11 protein-coding genes are annotated in these 17787 nt (G+C 63.9%); 8 read left to right on the top strand and 3 right to left on the bottom strand.

Annotation, left to right across the window (positions count from 1 at the left end; genetic code table 11):
• Window positions 1-218: 218 nt before the first annotated feature.
• The gene (gene aceF, locus HU760_RS23445) at window positions 219-1886 is read right to left on the bottom strand and encodes a dihydrolipoyllysine-residue acetyltransferase (protein ID WP_186674984.1); all 1668 of its coding nucleotides are present in this window, start codon (window positions 1884-1886) and stop codon (window positions 219-221) included.
• A gap of 13 nt (window positions 1887-1899) precedes the next feature.
• On the bottom strand, window positions 1900-4545 hold the full coding sequence (gene aceE / locus HU760_RS23440; protein ID WP_186674985.1) for a pyruvate dehydrogenase (acetyl-transferring), homodimeric type: 2646 nt from the start codon (window positions 4543-4545) through the stop codon (window positions 1900-1902).
• Window positions 4546-4928: 383 nt separating this feature from the next.
• On the opposite strand from aceE, the gene glnE reads away from it, so the two are divergent.
• From glnE to HU760_RS23400, 8 genes are all read left to right on the top strand, one after another.
• Window positions 4929-7862: a bifunctional [glutamate--ammonia ligase]-adenylyl-L-tyrosine phosphorylase/[glutamate--ammonia-ligase] adenylyltransferase gene (glnE, locus tag HU760_RS23435; RefSeq protein ID WP_186674986.1), complete on the top strand. Its 2934-nt coding sequence runs from the start codon at window positions 4929-4931 to the stop codon at window positions 7860-7862.
• A 160-nt stretch (window positions 7863-8022) separates the two neighbouring features.
• A complete protein-coding gene (gene waaF, locus HU760_RS23430; RefSeq protein WP_186674987.1) occupies window positions 8023-9072 on the top strand; it encodes a lipopolysaccharide heptosyltransferase II in 1050 nt (349 codons plus the stop codon).
• Window positions 9073-10131, top strand: a complete 1059-nt coding sequence (waaC, locus tag HU760_RS23425; protein WP_186674988.1) for a lipopolysaccharide heptosyltransferase I — start codon at window positions 9073-9075, stop codon at window positions 10129-10131.
• Window positions 10131-11255, top strand: coding sequence for a glycosyltransferase family 4 protein (locus HU760_RS23420; protein ID WP_186674989.1), 1125 nt, complete (start codon window positions 10131-10133; stop codon window positions 11253-11255). Before waaC ends, HU760_RS23420 begins: the two co-directional genes overlap by 1 nt.
• Window positions 11252-12058, top strand: a complete 807-nt coding sequence (gene rfaP / locus HU760_RS23415; protein ID WP_186674990.1) for a lipopolysaccharide core heptose(I) kinase RfaP — start codon at window positions 11252-11254, stop codon at window positions 12056-12058. Before HU760_RS23420 ends, rfaP begins: the two co-directional genes overlap by 4 nt.
• Complete coding sequence (locus tag HU760_RS23410) at window positions 12058-12792, top strand: lipopolysaccharide kinase InaA family protein (RefSeq protein ID WP_186674991.1); 735 nt, start codon at window positions 12058-12060, stop codon at window positions 12790-12792. The genes rfaP and HU760_RS23410 overlap by 1 nt, the downstream gene beginning before the upstream one ends.
• Window positions 12789-13541, top strand: coding sequence for a lipopolysaccharide kinase InaA family protein (locus HU760_RS23405; protein WP_186674992.1), 753 nt, complete (start codon window positions 12789-12791; stop codon window positions 13539-13541). Before HU760_RS23410 ends, HU760_RS23405 begins: the two co-directional genes overlap by 4 nt.
• A complete protein-coding gene (locus HU760_RS23400) occupies window positions 13541-14983 on the top strand; it encodes a lipopolysaccharide kinase InaA family protein (protein ID WP_186674993.1) in 1443 nt (480 codons plus the stop codon). Before HU760_RS23405 ends, HU760_RS23400 begins: the two co-directional genes overlap by 1 nt.
• Here the strand turns inward: HU760_RS23400 and HU760_RS23395 are convergent.
• Window positions 14944-17763: a dermonecrotic toxin domain-containing protein gene (locus HU760_RS23395; protein WP_186674994.1), complete on the bottom strand. Its 2820-nt coding sequence runs from the start codon at window positions 17761-17763 to the stop codon at window positions 14944-14946. The two genes, HU760_RS23400 and HU760_RS23395, sit on opposite strands and share 40 nt — an antisense overlap.
• Between the last annotated feature and the right edge of the window lie 24 nt (window positions 17764-17787).

The following is a 17787-nucleotide window of genomic DNA, read 5'->3' as shown; positions in this document are numbered from 1 at the left end:
GGCGGCGGCAGATCTGGCAAGGTTGCATCATGTCCAGGGGGCTGGCAAGCCGCCATGTGTGATGCTGTGTCCGGGTTATCGGCTTGTGGGCTGGAATCTGTAGCTCGCCAGACGTTTATCGGCGGGCAAAAAAAGCCCCGCCAATTGACGGGGTTGAGGTACGAGCGTGGCAGCTCGAAAAGGGTACTGCCCCTCGCTGGGAGGGGCAGTGTGCAGCCTTACAGCAGCATGGTGCGGATATCGCCCAGCACGTCGCCCAGGCGCTTGGTGAAGCGCGCGGCGGCAGCGCCGTTGATCACTCGGTGATCGTAGGACAGCGACAGCGGCAGCATCAGCTTGGGCTGGAAGGCCTTGCCATCCCAGACTGGCTGCATGGTCGCCTTGGAGACGCCCAGGATAGCCACTTCCGGCGCGTTGACGATCGGCGTGAAGCCGGTGCCGCCAATGTGGCCGAGGCTGGAGATGGTGAAGCAGGCGCCCTGCATCTCGTCGGCCGACAGCTTCTTGGTGCGGGCTTTTTCAGCCAGCGCAGCCGCTTCGGCAGCCAGTTGCAGCAGGCTCTTCTGGTCGACGTTCTTGATCACCGGGACCAGCAGGCCGTCCGGGGTGTCCACGGCGAAGCCGATGTGCACGTACTTCTTGCGGATGATGGCCTTGCCGCTTGGCGCCAGCGAGCTGTTGAAGTCCGGCAGTTCCTTGAGCAGGAAGGCGCAGGCCTTGAGCAGCAGTGGCAGTACGGTCAGCTTCACGCCAGCCTTCTCGGCCACGGCCTTCTGCGCCACGCGGAAGGCTTCCAGCTCGGTGATGTCGGCGGAGTCGAACTGGGTGACGTGCGGTACGTTCAGCCAGCTGCGGTGCAGGTTGGCGGCACCGACCTGCATCAGGCGGGTCAGGGCCACTTCTTCCACTTCACCGAACTTGCTGAAGTCCACGGCCGGGATCGGCGGGATGCCGGCGCCGCCGGTCGCGCCGGCGGCTGCCGGGGCTTCCTTGGCCTTCTGCATCATCGCCTTGACGTAGACCTGCACGTCTTCCTTCAGGATGCGGCCGTGCGGACCGGTGGCAGCAACGGCGCCCAGGTCGACACCGAATTCACGGGCCAGCTGGCGAACCGCCGGGCCGGCGTGAACCTTGGCGTTGCTGCCGGCAGCCGGTGCGGTGGCAACCGGTGCAGGTGTAGGTGCAGCAGCAGGTGCAGGTGCAGGTGCAGGTGCAGGTGCAGCAGCAGGGGCAGCTGCGGCAGCCGCCGGTGCAGCTGCCGGAGCCGCCTCAGCCTTGGCCGGAGCAGCAGCAGGCGCTGCGCCAGCAACCTTGAGCTTGAAGATCAGGTCGCCAGTGCCGACTTCGTCTTCCAGCTTGCACAGTACTTCTTCGACCACGCCAGCGGCTGGCGACGGGATCTCCATGGAGGCCTTGTCGGACTCCAGGGTGATCAGCGACTGGTCAGCTTCGACGGTGTCGCCGACCTTGACCAGCACTTCGATGATCTTGGCCTTGCCCGACGAACCGATGTCCGGCACGTGGATGTCCTGCACGCTGGCAGCAGCCGGGGCTGCGGCCGGAGCAGGAGCTGGGGCGGCTTCAGCGGCCGGAGCCGGTGCAGCAGCTTGCGCCGGAGCAGCGGCAGGCGCCTCGGGGGCCGCAGCAGCGGCGCCCTCGGCTTCCAGAACCAGCAGCTCGTCGCCTTCTTTCAGGCGGTCGCCCAGCTTGACCTTCAGTTCCTTGATGACGCCGGCTTTCGGCGCCGGGATTTCCATGGAGGCCTTGTCGGACTCCAGGGTCAGCAGGCTCTGGTCAGCCTCGATACGGTCACCGACCTTGACGAACAGCTCGATGATTTCACCTTCACCGCTGCCGATGTCAGGTACGCGAATGAGTTCGCTCACTTAAAAATACTCCTCAGCAGTCCAGTGGGTTGCGCTTGTCCGGGTCGATGCCGAACTTGACGATGGCGTCAGCCACAACCTTGGGTTCGATCTCGCCGCGGTCAGCCAGGGCTTCCAGCGCAGCCAGCACCACGAAGTGGCGGTCGACTTCGAAGAAGTGACGCAGCTTCTTGCGGCTGTCGCTGCGACCGTAACCGTCGGTACCCAGGACCTTGAACTCTTTGCTCGGCACCCACTGGCGGATCTGCTCGGCGAACAGCTTCATGTAGTCGGTGGAGGCGATGACCGGGCCTTTGCGGCCGTTCAGGCACTGCTCGACGTAGGTCTGCTGTGGCTTCTGGCCAGGCTTCAGGCGGTTGGCGCGTTCCACTGCCAGGCCGTCGCGACGCAGTTCGTTGAAGCTGGTCACGCTCCACACGTCGGCACCGATGTTGAACTCGTCACGCAGGATCTTCGCCGCTTCGCGGACTTCGCGCAGGATGGTGCCGGAGCCCATCAGCTGTACGTGGTGCGCGGCTTCGCGAGTGTCTTCTTCCAGCAGGTACATGCCCTTGATGATGCCTTCCTCGACACCGGCCGGCATGGCTGGCTGCTGGTAGGACTCGTTCATCACGGTGATGTAGTAGAAGATGTCCTGTTGCTCTTCGGTCATCTTCTTCATGCCGTCCTGGATGATCACCGCCAGCTCGTAGCCGTAGGTCGGATCGTAGGTGCGGCAGTTCGGGATGGTGCCCGCCATCATGTGGCTGTGACCGTCTTCGTGCTGCAGGCCTTCACCGTTGAGGGTGGTACGGCCGGCGGTGCCGCCGATCAGGAAGCCACGGGTGCGGCTGTCGCCAGCGGCCCAGGCCAGGTCGCCAATGCGCTGGAAGCCGAACATCGAGTAGAAGATGTAGAACGGCAGCATCGGCTGGTTGTGGCAGCTGTACGAGGTACCGGCAGCGATGAACGACGACATGGCGCCGGCTTCGTTGATGCCTTCCTCGAGAATCTGGCCCTTCTTGTCTTCGCGGTAGAACATCACCTGGTCTTTATCGACCGGCTCGTAGAGCTGGCCGACCGACGAGTAGATGCCCAGCTGGCGGAACATGCCTTCCATACCGAAGGTACGGGCTTCGTCCGGGATGATCGGGACGATGCGCTGGCCGATTTCCTTGTCCTTGACCAGCTGCGCCAGAATACGCACGAAAGCCATGGTGGTGGAGATTTCGCGGTCGCCCGAGCCGTCCAGGATCGCTTTCAGCGTTTCCAGTGGCGGGGTCGGCACGCTGAAGCTCTTGGCACGGCGCTGTGGCACGAAACCGCCCAGGGCAGCACGGCGCTCGGCCAGGTACTTGGCTTCGGCAGAACCTTCTTCCGGTTTGAAGAACGGCAGGTTCTCCAGGTCGGCATCCTTGACCGGGATGTCGAAGCGGTCACGGAAGTGGCGCAGGCTGTCGACGTCGACCTTCTTGGTGTTGTGCGCGGTGTTCTTGGCTTCGCCGGCACCGGTACCGTAACCCTTGATGGTCTTGGCCAGGATGACGGTAGGCTGGTCCTTGTGGTTGACCGCCTGGTGGTACGCCGCGTAGACCTTGTACGGGTCGTGGCCGCCACGGTTGAGCTTCCAGATCTCATCGTCGGACAGGTCTTCGACCATGGCCTTGAGCTCTGGGGTGTTGAAGAAGTGCTCACGGACGTACGCGCCGTCCTTGGCCTTGTAGTTCTGGTACTCGCCGTCGATGACTTCGTCCATGCGACGCTGCAGGGCACCGTTGGTGTCCTTGGCGAACAGTGGGTCCCAGAAACGGCCCCAGACGACCTTGTTGACGTTCCAGCCACCGCCACGGAACACGCCTTCGAGTTCCTGGATGATCTTGCCGTTGCCGCGAACCGGGCCGTCGAGGCGCTGCAGGTTGCAGTTGATGACGAAGATCAGGTTGTCCAGCTTCTCGCGGCCGGCCAGGGCGATTGCGCCCAGGGATTCCGGCTCGTCGCACTCGCCGTCGCCCATGAAGCACCAGACCTTCTGCTTGCCGGCCGGGATGAAGCCGCGCGCTTCCAGGTACTTCATGAAACGTGCCTGATAGATGGCCTGGATCGGACCCAGACCCATCGATACGGTCGGGAACTGCCAGAAGTCAGGCATCAGCCAAGGGTGCGGGTACGAAGACAGGCCGTTGCCGTCCACTTCCTGACGGAAGTTGTTCATCTGTTCTTCGTTGATGCGGCCTTCCATGAAGGCGCGGGCGTAGACGCCTGGCGAAGCGTGGCCCTGGAAGAAGATCAGGTCGCCGCCATGTTCTTCGGTCGGAGCCTGGAAGAAGTAGTTGAAGCCGATGTCGTACAGGGTGGCGCTGGAGGCGAAGCTGGAGATGTGTCCGCCCAGGTCCGAGTCTTTCAGGTTGGTACGCATGACCATGGCCAGGGCGTTCCAACGCACCATCGAGCGAATGCGGCGTTCCATGAACAGGTCGCCAGGCATGCGTGCTTCGTGGGTGACAGGGATGGTGTTGCGGTATGGCGTGGTGATCGCGTATGGCAGCTGGGAGCCACTACGGGTGGCCAGCTCGCCCATACGGGTCATCAGATAATGAGCGCGGTCTTCGCCTTCTTTGTCGAGGACCGACTCCAGGGCATCCAGCCATTCCTGGGTTTCGATTGGATCGAGGTCTTGCATGGCTTGCTCCAGGGCGGAAAGGCAACCAGAATCGATTGCCTGAGTTTGCGACTGGCCTTATGGGCAGACGTCGTGAATTCTTGGATTACCGGGGTGTCCTCCGGCGCCGTGTAGTTTTACTACATTTGCTTTCGCATTTCATGCTTTTACATGACAGGGGTAGTAGTAAAACTACATTTGTGCGACGTTTCGTCGCATGCTGGCTTGTGAGGAAAAACGTTCATGTTGGTTGGCATTGTGTCGCGAACGGGTAATTCTTGATGGTTGTTGCCAATTTTACGGCTGTTTCAGCTATTTCCAACTTTTGTACGACAGTCCAACCGTGGTCCAGCTTCCCCTTGGCCGCTTTTTCCCCTCCATTTCACGCCGATCAAGGATAGACCATGCGCCTGCCTTTGCCGTCCGATCTGCCCGCCACCCTGCAACCACTGGTCGCTCGCAACCAGCAATTCCTTCGCGATGCCGTGGCTTACCATCCCGAACTCGACCTGCAGGCCTGGAGCCCGGCGCACCGTCAACAGTTCGACCAGGTAGCCGCTGCCAGCGACTTCGTGCTTGGCCTGGCCCGGCGCGAGCCGGCCATGTTGTTCGGCCTGCTGGCCAGTGGCGAGATGGACCGGCCCTACGCCATGGGTGAGTTGCGCGGGCACTTGGCCGCAGCCGCCCAGGCGGCGCACAGCGAGGACGAGCTGGCGCGCAACCTGCGTCGCGAGCGCAACCGCCAGCAGTTGCGCATCATCTGGCGCGACATCACCCGCCAGGCCGCGCTGGGGGAAACCTGCCGCGACCTGTCCGACCTGGCCGACGCCGCCATCGATGAGGCCTACCAATGGCTGTACCCGCGGCATTGCCAGCAGTTCGGTACGCCCATCGGCAACCGCAGCGGCCAACCGCAGCATATGGTGGTGCTGGGCATGGGCAAGCTGGGTGCGGTGGAGTTGAACCTGTCATCGGACATCGACCTGATCTTCGCCTTCCCCGAAGGTGGCGAAACCGAAGGGGTGAAGCGCTCGCTGGATAACCAGGAGTTCTTCACCCGCCTGGGCCAGCGCCTGATCAAGGCCCTGGACCCGGTCACCGTGGACGGTTTCGTGTTCCGCGTCGACATGCGCCTGCGCCCCTACGGCTCGGCCGGCGCGCTGGTGCTCAGCTTCAATGCGCTGGAGCAGTATTACCAGGACCAGGGGCGCGACTGGGAGCGCTACGCGATGATCAAGGCGCGCGTGGTGGCCGGTGACCAGGCCGCCGGCGCGCAGCTGCAGGAGATGCTGCGACCGTTCGTGTATCGCCGCTACCTGGACTTTTCCGCGATCGAAGCGCTGCGCACCATGAAGCAACTGATCCAGCAGGAAGTGCGGCGCAAGGGCATGGCCGACAACATCAAGCTGGGCGCTGGCGGTATTCGCGAGGTGGAATTCATCGCCCAGGCGTTCCAGCTGATCCACGGTGGCCGCGACCTCAGCCTGCAGCAACGACCATTGCTGAAAGTGCTGGCCACCCTCGAAGGCCAGGGCTACCTGCCACCGGCCGTGGTCACCGAATTGCGCGAGGGCTACGAGTTCCTGCGGTATACCGAACACGCCATCCAGGCCATCGCCGACCGCCAGACGCAGATGTTGCCGGATAATCAGCCTGACCAGGCACGGGTGGCCTACATGCTCGGGTTTGCCGACTGGCAGAGCTTCCAGGACCAGCTGGTGTACTGGCGGGGCCGCATCGACTGGCACTTCCGCCAGGTGATCGCCGACCCGGATGACGAAGACGGCGAGGGCGAGCTGGTGGTAGGCGGTGAGTGGTCGCCGCTGTGGGAGCAGGCGCAGGATGAAGAGGCTGCCGGCCGCCAGCTGGAAGAGGCCGGTTTCAAGCAGCCCGCCGACGCCCTGCGGCGCCTGGCTGCGTTGCGTTCGAGCCCACAACTGCGCTCGATGCAACGTATTGGCCGTGAGCGTCTGGATGCCTTTATTCCACGGTTGCTGGCCCAGACGGTCGAACATGCCGACCCCGACCTGGTGCTGGAGCGCGTGCTGCCGCTGGTCGAAGCCGTGGCGCGGCGTTCTGCCTACCTGGTGCTGCTGACCGAAAACCCCGGTGCCCTGGGCCGCCTGTTGACCCTCTGTGCCGCCAGCCCGTGGATCGCCGAGCAGATTGCCCGCTACCCGCTGCTGCTCGACGAACTGCTCAACGAAGGCCGCCTGTACAGCCCACCGCTGGCACCGGAACTTGCCAGCGAGCTGCGCGAGCGCCTGACGCGCATCCCCGAGGACGACCTGGAGCAGCAAATGGAGGCGCTGCGCCATTTCAAGCTGGCCCACAGCCTGCGCGTGGCTGCCTCGGAGATCAGTGGCAACCTGCCGTTGATGAAAGTCAGCGACTACCTGACCTGGCTGGCCGAAGCCATCCTCGACCAGGTGCTGGCCCTGGCCTGGCGCCAGACCGTGGCCCGCCATGGCCAGCCCAGGCGCAGCGATGGCAGCCTGTGCGACCCGGGCTTCATCATCATTGGTTACGGCAAGGTCGGTGGCCTGGAGCTGGGCCACGGCTCGGACCTGGACCTAGTGTTCATCCACGACGGCGACCCGCAGGCGGAAACTGATGGCGCCAAGCCGATCGACGGTGCGCAGTTCTTCACCCGCCTGGGCCAGCGCATCATCCACCTGCTGGCCACCCAGACCAACTCCGGCCAGCTGTATGACGTGGACATGCGCCTGCGCCCGTCCGGGGCTGCTGGGCTGCTGGTCAGCTCGCTGGGCGCGTTCGAGCGCTACCAGCAGAACGAAGCCTGGACCTGGGAGCACCAGGCCCTGGTGCGGGCCCGTGTACTGGTGGGCTGCCCGCAGGTGGGGGCAGCGTTCGAAGGCGTGCGCGCCAAGGTATTGGGCCAGCCTCGCGACCTGCAAAAACTGCGCAGCGAAGTGAGCGAAATGCGCGCCAAGATGCGCGACAACCTCGGCACCAAGGCCACCGCTGCCGGCACGGCGGCCAACGCGTTCGAGCCCGGTATGCCCTTCGATATCAAGCAGGATGCCGGCGGTATCGTCGATATCGAATTTATGGTGCAATACGCCGCCTTGGCCTGGTCGCATGACCATCCGGCCTTGCTGCGATGGACCGATAACATCCGCATTCTGGAAGAGCTGGAGCAGGCAGGGTTGATGCCGGCCAGTGACGCGGTGCTGTTGCGTGAAGTGTACAAGGCGTTCCGCTCTGCCTCGCACCGCCAGGCCCTGCAGAAGCAGGCCGGGGTGATCGATGCCGCGCAGTTTGCCGATGAACGCCGCGAGGTGCGGCGGGTCTGGGGTGAATTGGGTTTGACTTGAGATTGTTAAGCCGCTTTGCGGCCCATCGCGGCGCAAAGCAGCCCCAAAGGCTCATCCCCCACCACCGGTGGTACACTGTCCGCCACATAGCCTGAATATAAAGAGGGGAGGCCAGGCTGTACTGCAGCCTGTAGCCTCCCCGAGTGTTTCTGGACCAAGCATGAGAATACTGATCATTGGCCCCAGCTGGGTCGGCGACATGGTGATGGCGCAGACCCTGTTCCAGTGCCTGAAACAGCAGCACCCCGACTGCGTGATCGATGTGCTGGCCCCCGAGTGGAGCCGGCCGATCCTCGAGCGCATGCCCGAGGTGCGTCAGGCCTTGAGCTTCCCGCTCGGCCACGGCGCGCTGGAGCTGGCGACGCGGCGGCGCATCGGCAAGTCGCTGGCCGGCCAGTACGACCAGGCCATCCTGCTGCCCAATTCGCTGAAGTCGGCATTGGTGCCGTTTTTCGCCGGTATTCCCAAACGTACCGGCTGGCGTGGCGAAATGCGCTTCGGCCTGCTCAACGACGTGCGCAAGCTGGACAAGGCCCGCTACCCACTGATGATCGAGCGCTTCATGGCGCTGGCCTACGCGCCTGGCGCCGAGTTGCCGCAGCCTTATCCGCGCCCAAGCCTGCAGATCGAAGCGCAGAGCCGTGACGCCGCCCTGGCCAAGTTCGGCCTGGCGCTGGACCGCCCGGTGTTGGCACTGTGCCCCGGTGCCGAGTTCGGCGAGGCCAAGCGCTGGCCGGCCGAGCACTATGCCAGCGTGGCCGATGCGATGATCCGCCAAGGCTGGCAGGTGTGGCTGTTCGGCTCGAAGAACGATCACCCGGTCGGTGAGCAGATCCGCGACCGCCTGATCCCGGGCATACGCGAAGAATCGTCCAATCTGGCCGGGGAAACCTCACTGGCCGAGGCCATCGACCTGATGTCCTGCGCCGACGCCGTGGTCTCCAACGACTCTGGCCTGATGCACGTGGCGGCAGCGCTGAACCGCCCGCTGGTGGCGGTGTACGGCTCGACTTCGCCGGGCTTCACCCCGCCGTTGGCCGAGCACGTGGAAGTGGTGCGCACCGGCATCGAGTGCAGCCCATGTTTCGACCGTACCTGCCGCTTCGGCCACTACAACTGCCTGCGCCTGCTTGAACCGGGCAAAGTCATTGCCGCCCTGCACAGCCTGAGCGGGCCGGAACTGATCGATACCGTGGCCGAGGTCGACTAAGTGCGGGTACTGATCATCAAGACCTCGTCGCTGGGTGATGTGATTCATACCCTGCCGGCGCTTACCGATGCCGCCCATGCCATTCCGGGTATCCGCTTCGACTGGGTGGTGGAAGAAGGCTTTGCCGAAATCCCCAGCTGGCACCCGGCGGTTGACCAGGTCATTCCGGTGGCCATCCGCCGTTGGCGCAAGAACCTTTGGCAAACCATCAAGAGTGGCGAGTGGAAAGCGTTCAAGCAGCGTGTGCGCGAGCGCCAGTACGACCTGGTGATCGACGCCCAGGGCCTGGTCAAGTCGGCCTGGCTGACCCGCTACGTGAAAGCACCGGTCGCCGGCCTGGATCGCTACTCGGCCCGTGAAGGCTGGGCCAGCCGCTTTTACGATCGACGCCTGTCGATTGCCGTCGGCCAGCATGCAGTAGAGCGGGTACGCCAGCTGTTCGCCATGGCCCTGGCCTACGACCTGCCGGAAGGCATTGGCAACTACGGCCTCGACCTTGACCGTCTGCAGCTACCGCCGGCTGCCCCGTACGTGGTGTTCCTGCATGGCACTACGTGGGCGACCAAGCACTGGCCCGAAGCCTACTGGCGCGAACTGGCTGAACGTATGGGCCGGCGCAAGCTGGAAGTGCGCCTGCCGTGGGGCAACCCGGCCGAGAAGGCGCGGGCCGAGCGCATTGCCCAGGGCTTGAACAACTGTCAGGTGCTCCCCAGATTGAACCTGGCCGGTGTCGCCCGGGTATTGGCGGCGGCAAAGGCATGCGTGGCCGTCGATACCGGCCTTGGCCACTTGGCGGCGGCACTCGATGTACCCACCATTTCGCTGTTCGGCCCGACCAACCCGGGGCTGACCGGTGCCTACGGACGGACCCAGATTCACCAGGCCAGTGACTGGCCATGCGCTCCCTGCCTGCAGAAGAAGTGCACTTACAAACCGAGCGCCGACGACCTGCGCCGGTACGATCTGAAACGCGAGTGGCCGCTGTGCTTCACTCGCCTGAATCCCGAGCATGTGGCGAGCCGCTTGAGCGCGCTGCTGCTGGCTGAGGATGTCCGTTGATGCAACTGGCTTTCGTGCTGTACAAATATTTCCCCTTCGGCGGGCTGCAGCGCGATTTCATGCGCATTGCCCTGGAGTGCCAGAAGCGGGGCCACCAGATCCGTGTGTACACGCTGATCTGGGAGGGTGACATTCCGCCGGGCTTCGAAGTGCTGGTGGCGCCGGTGAAGGCGATTTTCAACCACCGCCGCAACGAGAAACTCAGTGCCTGGATGGCTGCCGATCTGGCCAAGCGCCCGGTCGATCGCCTGATCGGCTTCAACAAGATGCCGGGGCTGGACGTGTATTACGCCGCCGACGGCTGCTTCGAGGACAAGGCGCAGACCCTGCGTGGCGGCCTGTACCGCCGCTGGGGCCGCTACCGGCATTTCGCCGAGTACGAGCGCGCGGTGTTTGCCAAGGATGCGCATACCGAAGTGCTGATGATTTCCGAAGTGCAGCAGCCGCTGTTCATCAAGCACTACGGTACCCCGGTGGAACGCTTCCACCTGCTGCCGCCTGGCATTTCCCAGGACCGTCGCGCGCCGGCCAACGCTGCCGAGATCCGCGCCGAATTCCGCAAGGAGTTCAACCTCGGCGATGACGACCTGCTGCTGGTACAGATCGGCTCTGGTTTCAAGACCAAGGGCGTGGACCGCAGCCTCAAGGCCCTGGCCGCACTGCCGTCGGCCCTGCGCAAGCGGACCAGGTTGATGGTGATCGGCCAGGACGACCCCAAGGTGTTCCAGCTGCAAAGCGCTACCCTGGGCCTGGGCGAGCAGGTGCAGTTCCTCAAGGGGCGTAGCGACATTCCGCGCTTCCTGCTGGGCGCCGACCTGCTGATCCACCCGGCGTACAACGAAAATACCGGCACGGTGCTGCTCGAAGCGCTGGTGGCCGGCCTGCCGGTGCTGGTGTCCAAGGTGTGTGGTTACGCCCACTACATTGCCGAGGCCGACAGCGGCCTGGTGCTGGACGAGCCGTTCGAACAAGAGCAGCTCAATACCTATCTGCAGCGCATGCTCGAAGACCAGGCGGCCCGTGCCAGCTGGTCGCGCAACGGCCTGGCGTTTGCTGAAACCGCCGACCTGTACAGCATGCCGCAGCATGCCGCCGACGTGATCCTGGGGCAGGAGTCCGCATGAAGCTGATACTGGCCGAGCCGTTCAAGCGCCTGTGGGCGGGGCGCGATGCCTTCGATGCGGTGGAGGCGCTGCAAGGCGAGGTCTACCGCGAACTGGAAGGGCGCCGCACGCTGCGCACCGAGGTCGCTGGTGCAGGCTTTTTCGTCAAGATCCACCGCGGCATCGGCTGGGGCGAGATCTTCAAGAACCTGTTTACCGCCAAGCTGCCGGTGCTCGGTGCCGGCCAGGAATGGCAAGCCATCCAGCGCTTGCACCAGGCTGGCGTGCCGACCATGACCGCGGTTGCCTATGGCGAGCGTGGCAGCAACCCGGCCGCGCAGCATTCGTTCATCATCACCGAAGAACTGGCGCCGACCATCAGCCTGGAAGACTTCAGCATCGACTGGGTCAGGCAACCGCCCGAGCCGCGCCTGAAGCGCGCGCTGATCGCCGAGGTGGCCAGGATGACTGGCGGCATGCACCGCGCCGGGGTCAACCATCGCGACTGCTACATCTGCCACTTCCTGTTGCATACCGACCGCCCGGTGACGGCGGATGACTTCAAATTGTCGGTTATCGACCTGCACCGCGCGCAGACCCGGGCGAAAATCAGCCGCCGCTGGCGCGACAAGGACCTGGCCGCGCTGTACTTCTCGGCGCTGGACATCGGCCTCACCCAGCGCGACAAGCTGCGCTTCCTGCGTGGTTATTTCCAGCGCCCGCTGCGGCAGATCCTCAAGGATGAGGCCGCGCTGCTCGCCTGGCTGGAGCGCAAGGCGCAGAAACTCTACGATCGCAAGCAACGCTATGGGGATGCACTCTGATGTCGGGTTGGACACTGGCGCCGGGCTATGAGCACCTGGCGACGGACTTCGGCAGCCTCGAGGCGGTATTCGCCCTGCAAGGCGAACGCCTGACCCGCGACCCGCTCAGCGAAGTGGTGCGCATCATGCGTGACGGGGTCAATTACTACGTCAAGCGCTATACCGGAGCCGGCAAGCATATGCGCCGTTACCTGGGCCGGCCGCGGATCAAGGCTGAATGGCAGAACCTGAAGCTGTTCGCCAAGTGGGGCATCCCCACTGCCGAAGTGGTGGCCTGGGGCCTGGAGCGCAATGGCCTGGCCTTTGCCCGGGGCGCGATGATCACCCGCGAGCTGCCGCGTACCGAAGACCTGTCGGCGTTGGCCGAGCGCAACGATGCGCGCCTGGCCGACCGCGCCTGGGTCGGGCATGTCAGCAGCCAACTGGCGCGCCATACCCGGGTCATGCACAAGCACCACTTCGCCCATAACGACCTGAAGTGGCGCAACCTGCTGGTCGATGACCAGGGCACGCTATTCTTCATCGATTGCCCCACTGGTGACTTCTGGCGCGGCTTCATGTGGCGGCACCGGATGATCAAGGACCTGGCGTGCCTGGACAAAGTGGCCAAGTACCGGCTGTCGGCAACCCAGCGCCTGCGGTTCTACCTGCAATACCGTGGCCGCGACCGGCTGAATGAGCGCGACAAGAAGCGCATTCGCCAGGTAGTGGGCTTTTTCGAGGGAAGGGAATGACCGATTACCTGGCCAGCGCGGACCTCGCGCTGCTCAAACGCCATGGCCTGGATGACTTCGAGGCGCTGTGGGCACTGCAGCTGGATGCCGTCGACGAGCCGAATACCGGCCGTGGCGGCTGGAGCAGCGTGTTTCGCCTGGAACTCGAAGGCAAGGGCTACTACCTCAAGCGCCAGTGCGACTACCTGACCCGTACCCTGCACCGGCCGTTCGGCGAGCCCACCTTCGCTCGTGAATTCCGCAATATCAGCCGCTACCAGAAGCTGCACATTCCTGCCTTGCAGGCGGTGTTCTATGGCGAGCGCAAGCAAGGCGGCCAGCACCGGGCCATCCTGATGACACGCGCCCTGGACGAATGGGCCGACCTCGACAGCCTGCTGGCCCGCTGGGCACAACTGGGTGATGCTGAACGCAATGGCATCCTGCAGGCCTGCGGCCAGCTGGCGCGTACCCTGCACAGTGCCGGGCAGGTCCATGGCTGTTTCTACCCCAAGCACATCTTCCTGCGCCAGCGCCGCGAAGGCTGGGATGCGCAACTGATCGACCTGGAAAAGACCCGGCCTCTGCTGTTCGGCATGCGTGACCGCCTCAAGGACCTGGAGCCGCTGCTGCGCCGCGCCCAGGCCTGGAGCGAGCACGATGTCCGTACCTTGCTGGCCAGTTACCTGGCGCAGCCGGACGATGGCACGCTGGTCGATACCTGGCTGCAACGCCTGACGCAACGCCGTCGTGAAAAAGAGGCCCGCTGATGCGTTTGTCTGATTTGAAAGAGGCCGGGCGCAACCCGTCGCTGCCCCTGAGCATTACCTTGGCCGACGCTGCCGGCAGCGCTGACTTGCAACTGCTCAGTCTGCTGCGCGTGCTGCCGGGCCAGCGCTATGTGGGCGCCGGGGTATGGCGCGGCATTCCGGTGCTGGCCAAGCTCCTGGTCGGCGGTAACGCTGCCCGGCATTTCCAGCGTGAACTGCAGGGCGTGAAGCTGCTGGCCGAGCAGGGCCTGACTACGCCGAAGCTGCTGGCCGATGGCCTCAAGGAAGGCGAGGGCGGCTGGTTGCTGTTCGAGTTTCTCGACGGCGCCGAAAGCCTGGCCGATGCCTGGGCGGCAGTGGAACACTTGCCGGTGCTGGCCGACGAGCAGCACCTGGTACTGGGCGAGGCGCTCACTGCGGTGGCGCACATGCACGCCCAAGGCCTGTGGCAGGAGGACCTGCACCTGGACAACCTGTTGCGCCACGGCGGCAAGCTGTACCTGATCGATGGTGCCGGCATCAAGGCCGAAACGCCTGGCCAGCAATTGTCGCGCCCGCGTGTGCTGGAAAACCTCGGGGTGTTCTTCGCCCAGTTGCCCAAACGCCTGGAACCGTTCATCGAAGAGCTGCTGGTGCACTACCTGTTGGCCAACGCCGAGCATGCGCTGCCGTTGGAAGCCTTGCAGAAGCAAGTGGACAAGGTGCGCGGCTGGCGCCAGAAGGATTACCTGGAAAAGGCTGGCCGCGAATGCAGCCTGTTCAGTGTCGAGCGCAGCCTTTCGGGCTTGCGGGCGGTCCGCCGCGACGAGGTCGAAACCATGCTGCCGGTGCTGGAGCAGGCCGATGCATTGATCGAGCAAGGCCACCTGTACAAGACTGGAGGCGCCGCCAGCGTGGCGCGCATCGAGGTTGGCGGCCGTATGCTGGTGCTCAAGCGCTACAACATCAAGAACACCGCGCATTGGTTCAAGCGCTTCTGGCGCCCGAGCCGGGCCTGGCATTCATGGATCGAAGGCCACCGCCTGGAATTCCTCGACATTGCCACACCGCGTCCGCTCGCGGTACTGGAGCAGCGGGTGATGGGGTTGCGAAGCCGCGCCTACCTGGTCACCGAATATGTCGATGGCCCGGACTTGGCCGAATGCTTCGCGCCCTACGTGGATAACGGCGATGCGCCCGAGGAACAGGTGGATGCCCTGGTGCACGTGATGCAGCAGCTGATTCGCGAGCGTATCAGCCACGGCGACTTCAAGGGCCATAACCTGTTCTGGCACAACGGCCAGTGGTCGCTGATCGACCTCGATGCCATGTGCCAGCATGCCACCCAGCTCAGCTTCGCCCCGGCCTACGCCCGTGATCGGGCGCGGCTGCTGCGCAACTGGCCGAGTGGCAGTGCCTTGCATCAGCGGCTCGACCGGTTGCTGCCCAGGTTGGCAGAGTAATCCGCCGGCAGTGCCAGCCAGTCGCTACTGCGGCCTGGCTGGCGCACGCGAATGCGCCACTGGCCGCTCTGTTGGCGCAGTACTGCCCAGGCGTGAACTGCGCCCAGTGCCTTTTCGGCCAGCAGCAAATGGTAATGCCCGGCAAGCAGGTGCCGACGAACCGGCAACTGATGGTTACCCAGCTGCAGATAGAGTTGCCCCCCGGCGTCGTGCAGGTCGGCTTCCCCAGCCACCGGTTTGCCCTCGAATGGTGGTTGCAGGCGAACCTCTTCCAACAGCCGGGCTATGTCAGGCAACCCGTCATGCCAAAGCACGATGGAATCGACCACCCAATTGCCATTGCGCAGTCGTTTGATCGGCAGTTGCGCGTAGGCATCCGGCTGCCTGGGGTCGAGCACCCGCCAGCGATAGCCGTCGAAGTGGACGTTGTACAGCCGCCCTTGGCTGTCCTTGACGAAGTAACGGTCCGGACCTGGCACGCTGTTGATCTGTTCGTACACTTCCTCGCCATGAACCCCGTCGATCCGGTAGCGCAGTTTGCTCACGTCCACGGCCGCTTCGTGGGTTTTCGGCAGTGGGCGTGGAGGTTGCGGTGGCAAGCCGCGCATCGCCCTGCGCATGAGGGGCGAGCCAGCGAAACTGGACAACCCGTCGGCGCTGTGGCTCAAAGCTGCCATGGTGTGGTGGAAGGTTGCTGCATAATCCTCCTTTTCCAGTGCTTCTAAACCGTCCCACAGCGCAATCGACATACGGCCGAAGGCCAGGGCTGACATTGTCGGGGCCGGCAGCACGAGGCTGATGAGGTCGAGAACCAGGCGCAGCGTCGACAGCCCGTATTCACCGAGGAGCTCGCGGTTACTGCGGCTGTTGGTATCGGCCTCGGCGATCATGGCGTGGACCTGAGCCTTGTAAAGGGCATCGAAGAGGTTGCCGTTGATCATCGGCCTTTGCACATATGGCCCGAGGCGGCCCTTGCGCACCAACTTGTCGAGCCGATTGCCATCCGCCAGAGGGGCACGCTGGATCAGGTACTTGCGCAAGGAAGGTGTGTTGCGAAGAGTTCTGAGCAGCGCCCGGGTATCCGGGAATTCGCGCCATGCGCGCCGGTCGGGAGCATCCGGGGTATACAGAACCAGCGACGGGTGGTTGTCGCTCTCGGCATTGAGCAGTAGCACCCCTTGCAGCGTATGCCCGTCGATTATCAGCTGGCGTACCGCGATACGATGCTCATCGATGGTTGGGCGCCAATTGTTGTCGGGGTGGTCGGTGACGGCTTTGACCCAGCGATAGCCCCGCTCGTGGGTATCGTTCAGAAAGTGCCTGGCATAGCGGGCCTTGGCCGCCTCGGCGCGCATGCGAGCGCGGTTGATGTCGCCGTGGCTTTGCATGCGCCAGCGTGCACCAGGAGACTCCAGCAAATGTGTTCGCAGGTAGCGGAGATAGCCGCTGCCGGCGTCAAGTTCGCGCACCAGGCGCTTTACTCCTTCCGGGGATATTGATTCCAGCGCGGAGCCATCTTCCTGGTGTACCCGTGCCGTCAGCCAGTAATCGACGTCGAACCAGCCGATGTTCAGCAAGGCCAGCTCGTCCAGACGGTAGGTAGTGGTTACCAGTTCAATAGTGCCACCGACATGGCGACGGTTGGCAACGGCCACGTAAGCCGAAGGTGCCAGTGGGTTGAGCAATGGGCCGGTGCGGTGTGCAAGCGTGACGGTTATGCAGATTTTTTCGGCAGGCAATTCGATGGAGAATTCGCGCCGCAGCGCCTTGCCGAGGCGCTCGCGCACCCATGCCAGCAGGTGGTGGCGATTACCGAATGCCTCCAGGGTCAAAAGGCCGGGTGCGGCAGCTTGTGTGATGGCCCCGGCGAGCTCCTGGATCGTTTGCATGATGTGCGTCAGGCTTTGTGTCGAGCTCTGGCGCAGCCAGGCAGGCAGGTGTTTTTCCAGCAGCAGCGCATAACGGGTGGACAACGCATATTGGCTGCCCATGAGGTCGATCAATGACTGCTGTTTGGCGAGGGCGGTTTGCAGTGCCGGCAGATCCGGGGCCTGGTCAAGGGCCCAGGCGGCGTGCCAGGCGATGGTAAGCCGTTGATGCTGTGCGTCGATCACGTCAGTGGTCTGTTGTTCGACCAGGTCCCCGGTAAACCACTCGTAGCGCAGCCGGTCGGCACACCGGAGCAGTTGCTGGTCCTGCAGGCGTGGTAGCAGTTGCAGCATTGGCCGGCTTTGCATGGGGTCGTCCAGGCGCTCGCACAGCTCCCTATGCAGTTCGGCCAGGTTGGCGAAACCTTCAACGCCATGAGAAATGCTGCACAGCAGTGCCTGGCCTGTGGCTGTTGCGGGCTCGGCAATGACCCCTTCCGGTGCTTCTGCCACCAATACCAGCACGCCGGGTAACGGCAACCGACCATGGGGGCTTGAACGGTTGAATACCGGACGATAAACCTGGGCTCGGTGGGTATCTGGCAGGTGATTGCGTTGCCAGGGTAGCGGCAGTTCCAGGGAGGTGCGCAGCAGGCTGATGTGGCTGTAGTCCAGGGTCTGGTCGGCGAGGCGCAGCTCCAGTTCGGCCAGAAGTTGCTCATGGCGCAGGTGGCGCAGTTGCCGGGCGCGGCTGTGGCCTGCCTCGACAGGGCCGTTCCAGAACGTGGCCAGGTCGCCAAAAAAACGCTGACGCATGGCGGCCGGTTCCGTTTCGTCCGCCAGTTCGGGTTTGCCTTGTTCAAGGGCGATGAGTTGTTGATCGAGCGCTTCGAGGCGCTGCAAAGGTGTCATGGTATGGCTCCTTGGAGGATGGCA

The sequence above is a fragment of the Pseudomonas oryzicola genome (assembly GCF_014269185.2).
GTDB classification, from domain to species: domain Bacteria; phylum Pseudomonadota; class Gammaproteobacteria; order Pseudomonadales; family Pseudomonadaceae; genus Aquipseudomonas; species Aquipseudomonas oryzicola.
The sequence above is the reverse complement of the archived record's forward strand: the minus strand, read 5'-3'. Positions and strand labels throughout refer to the sequence as shown.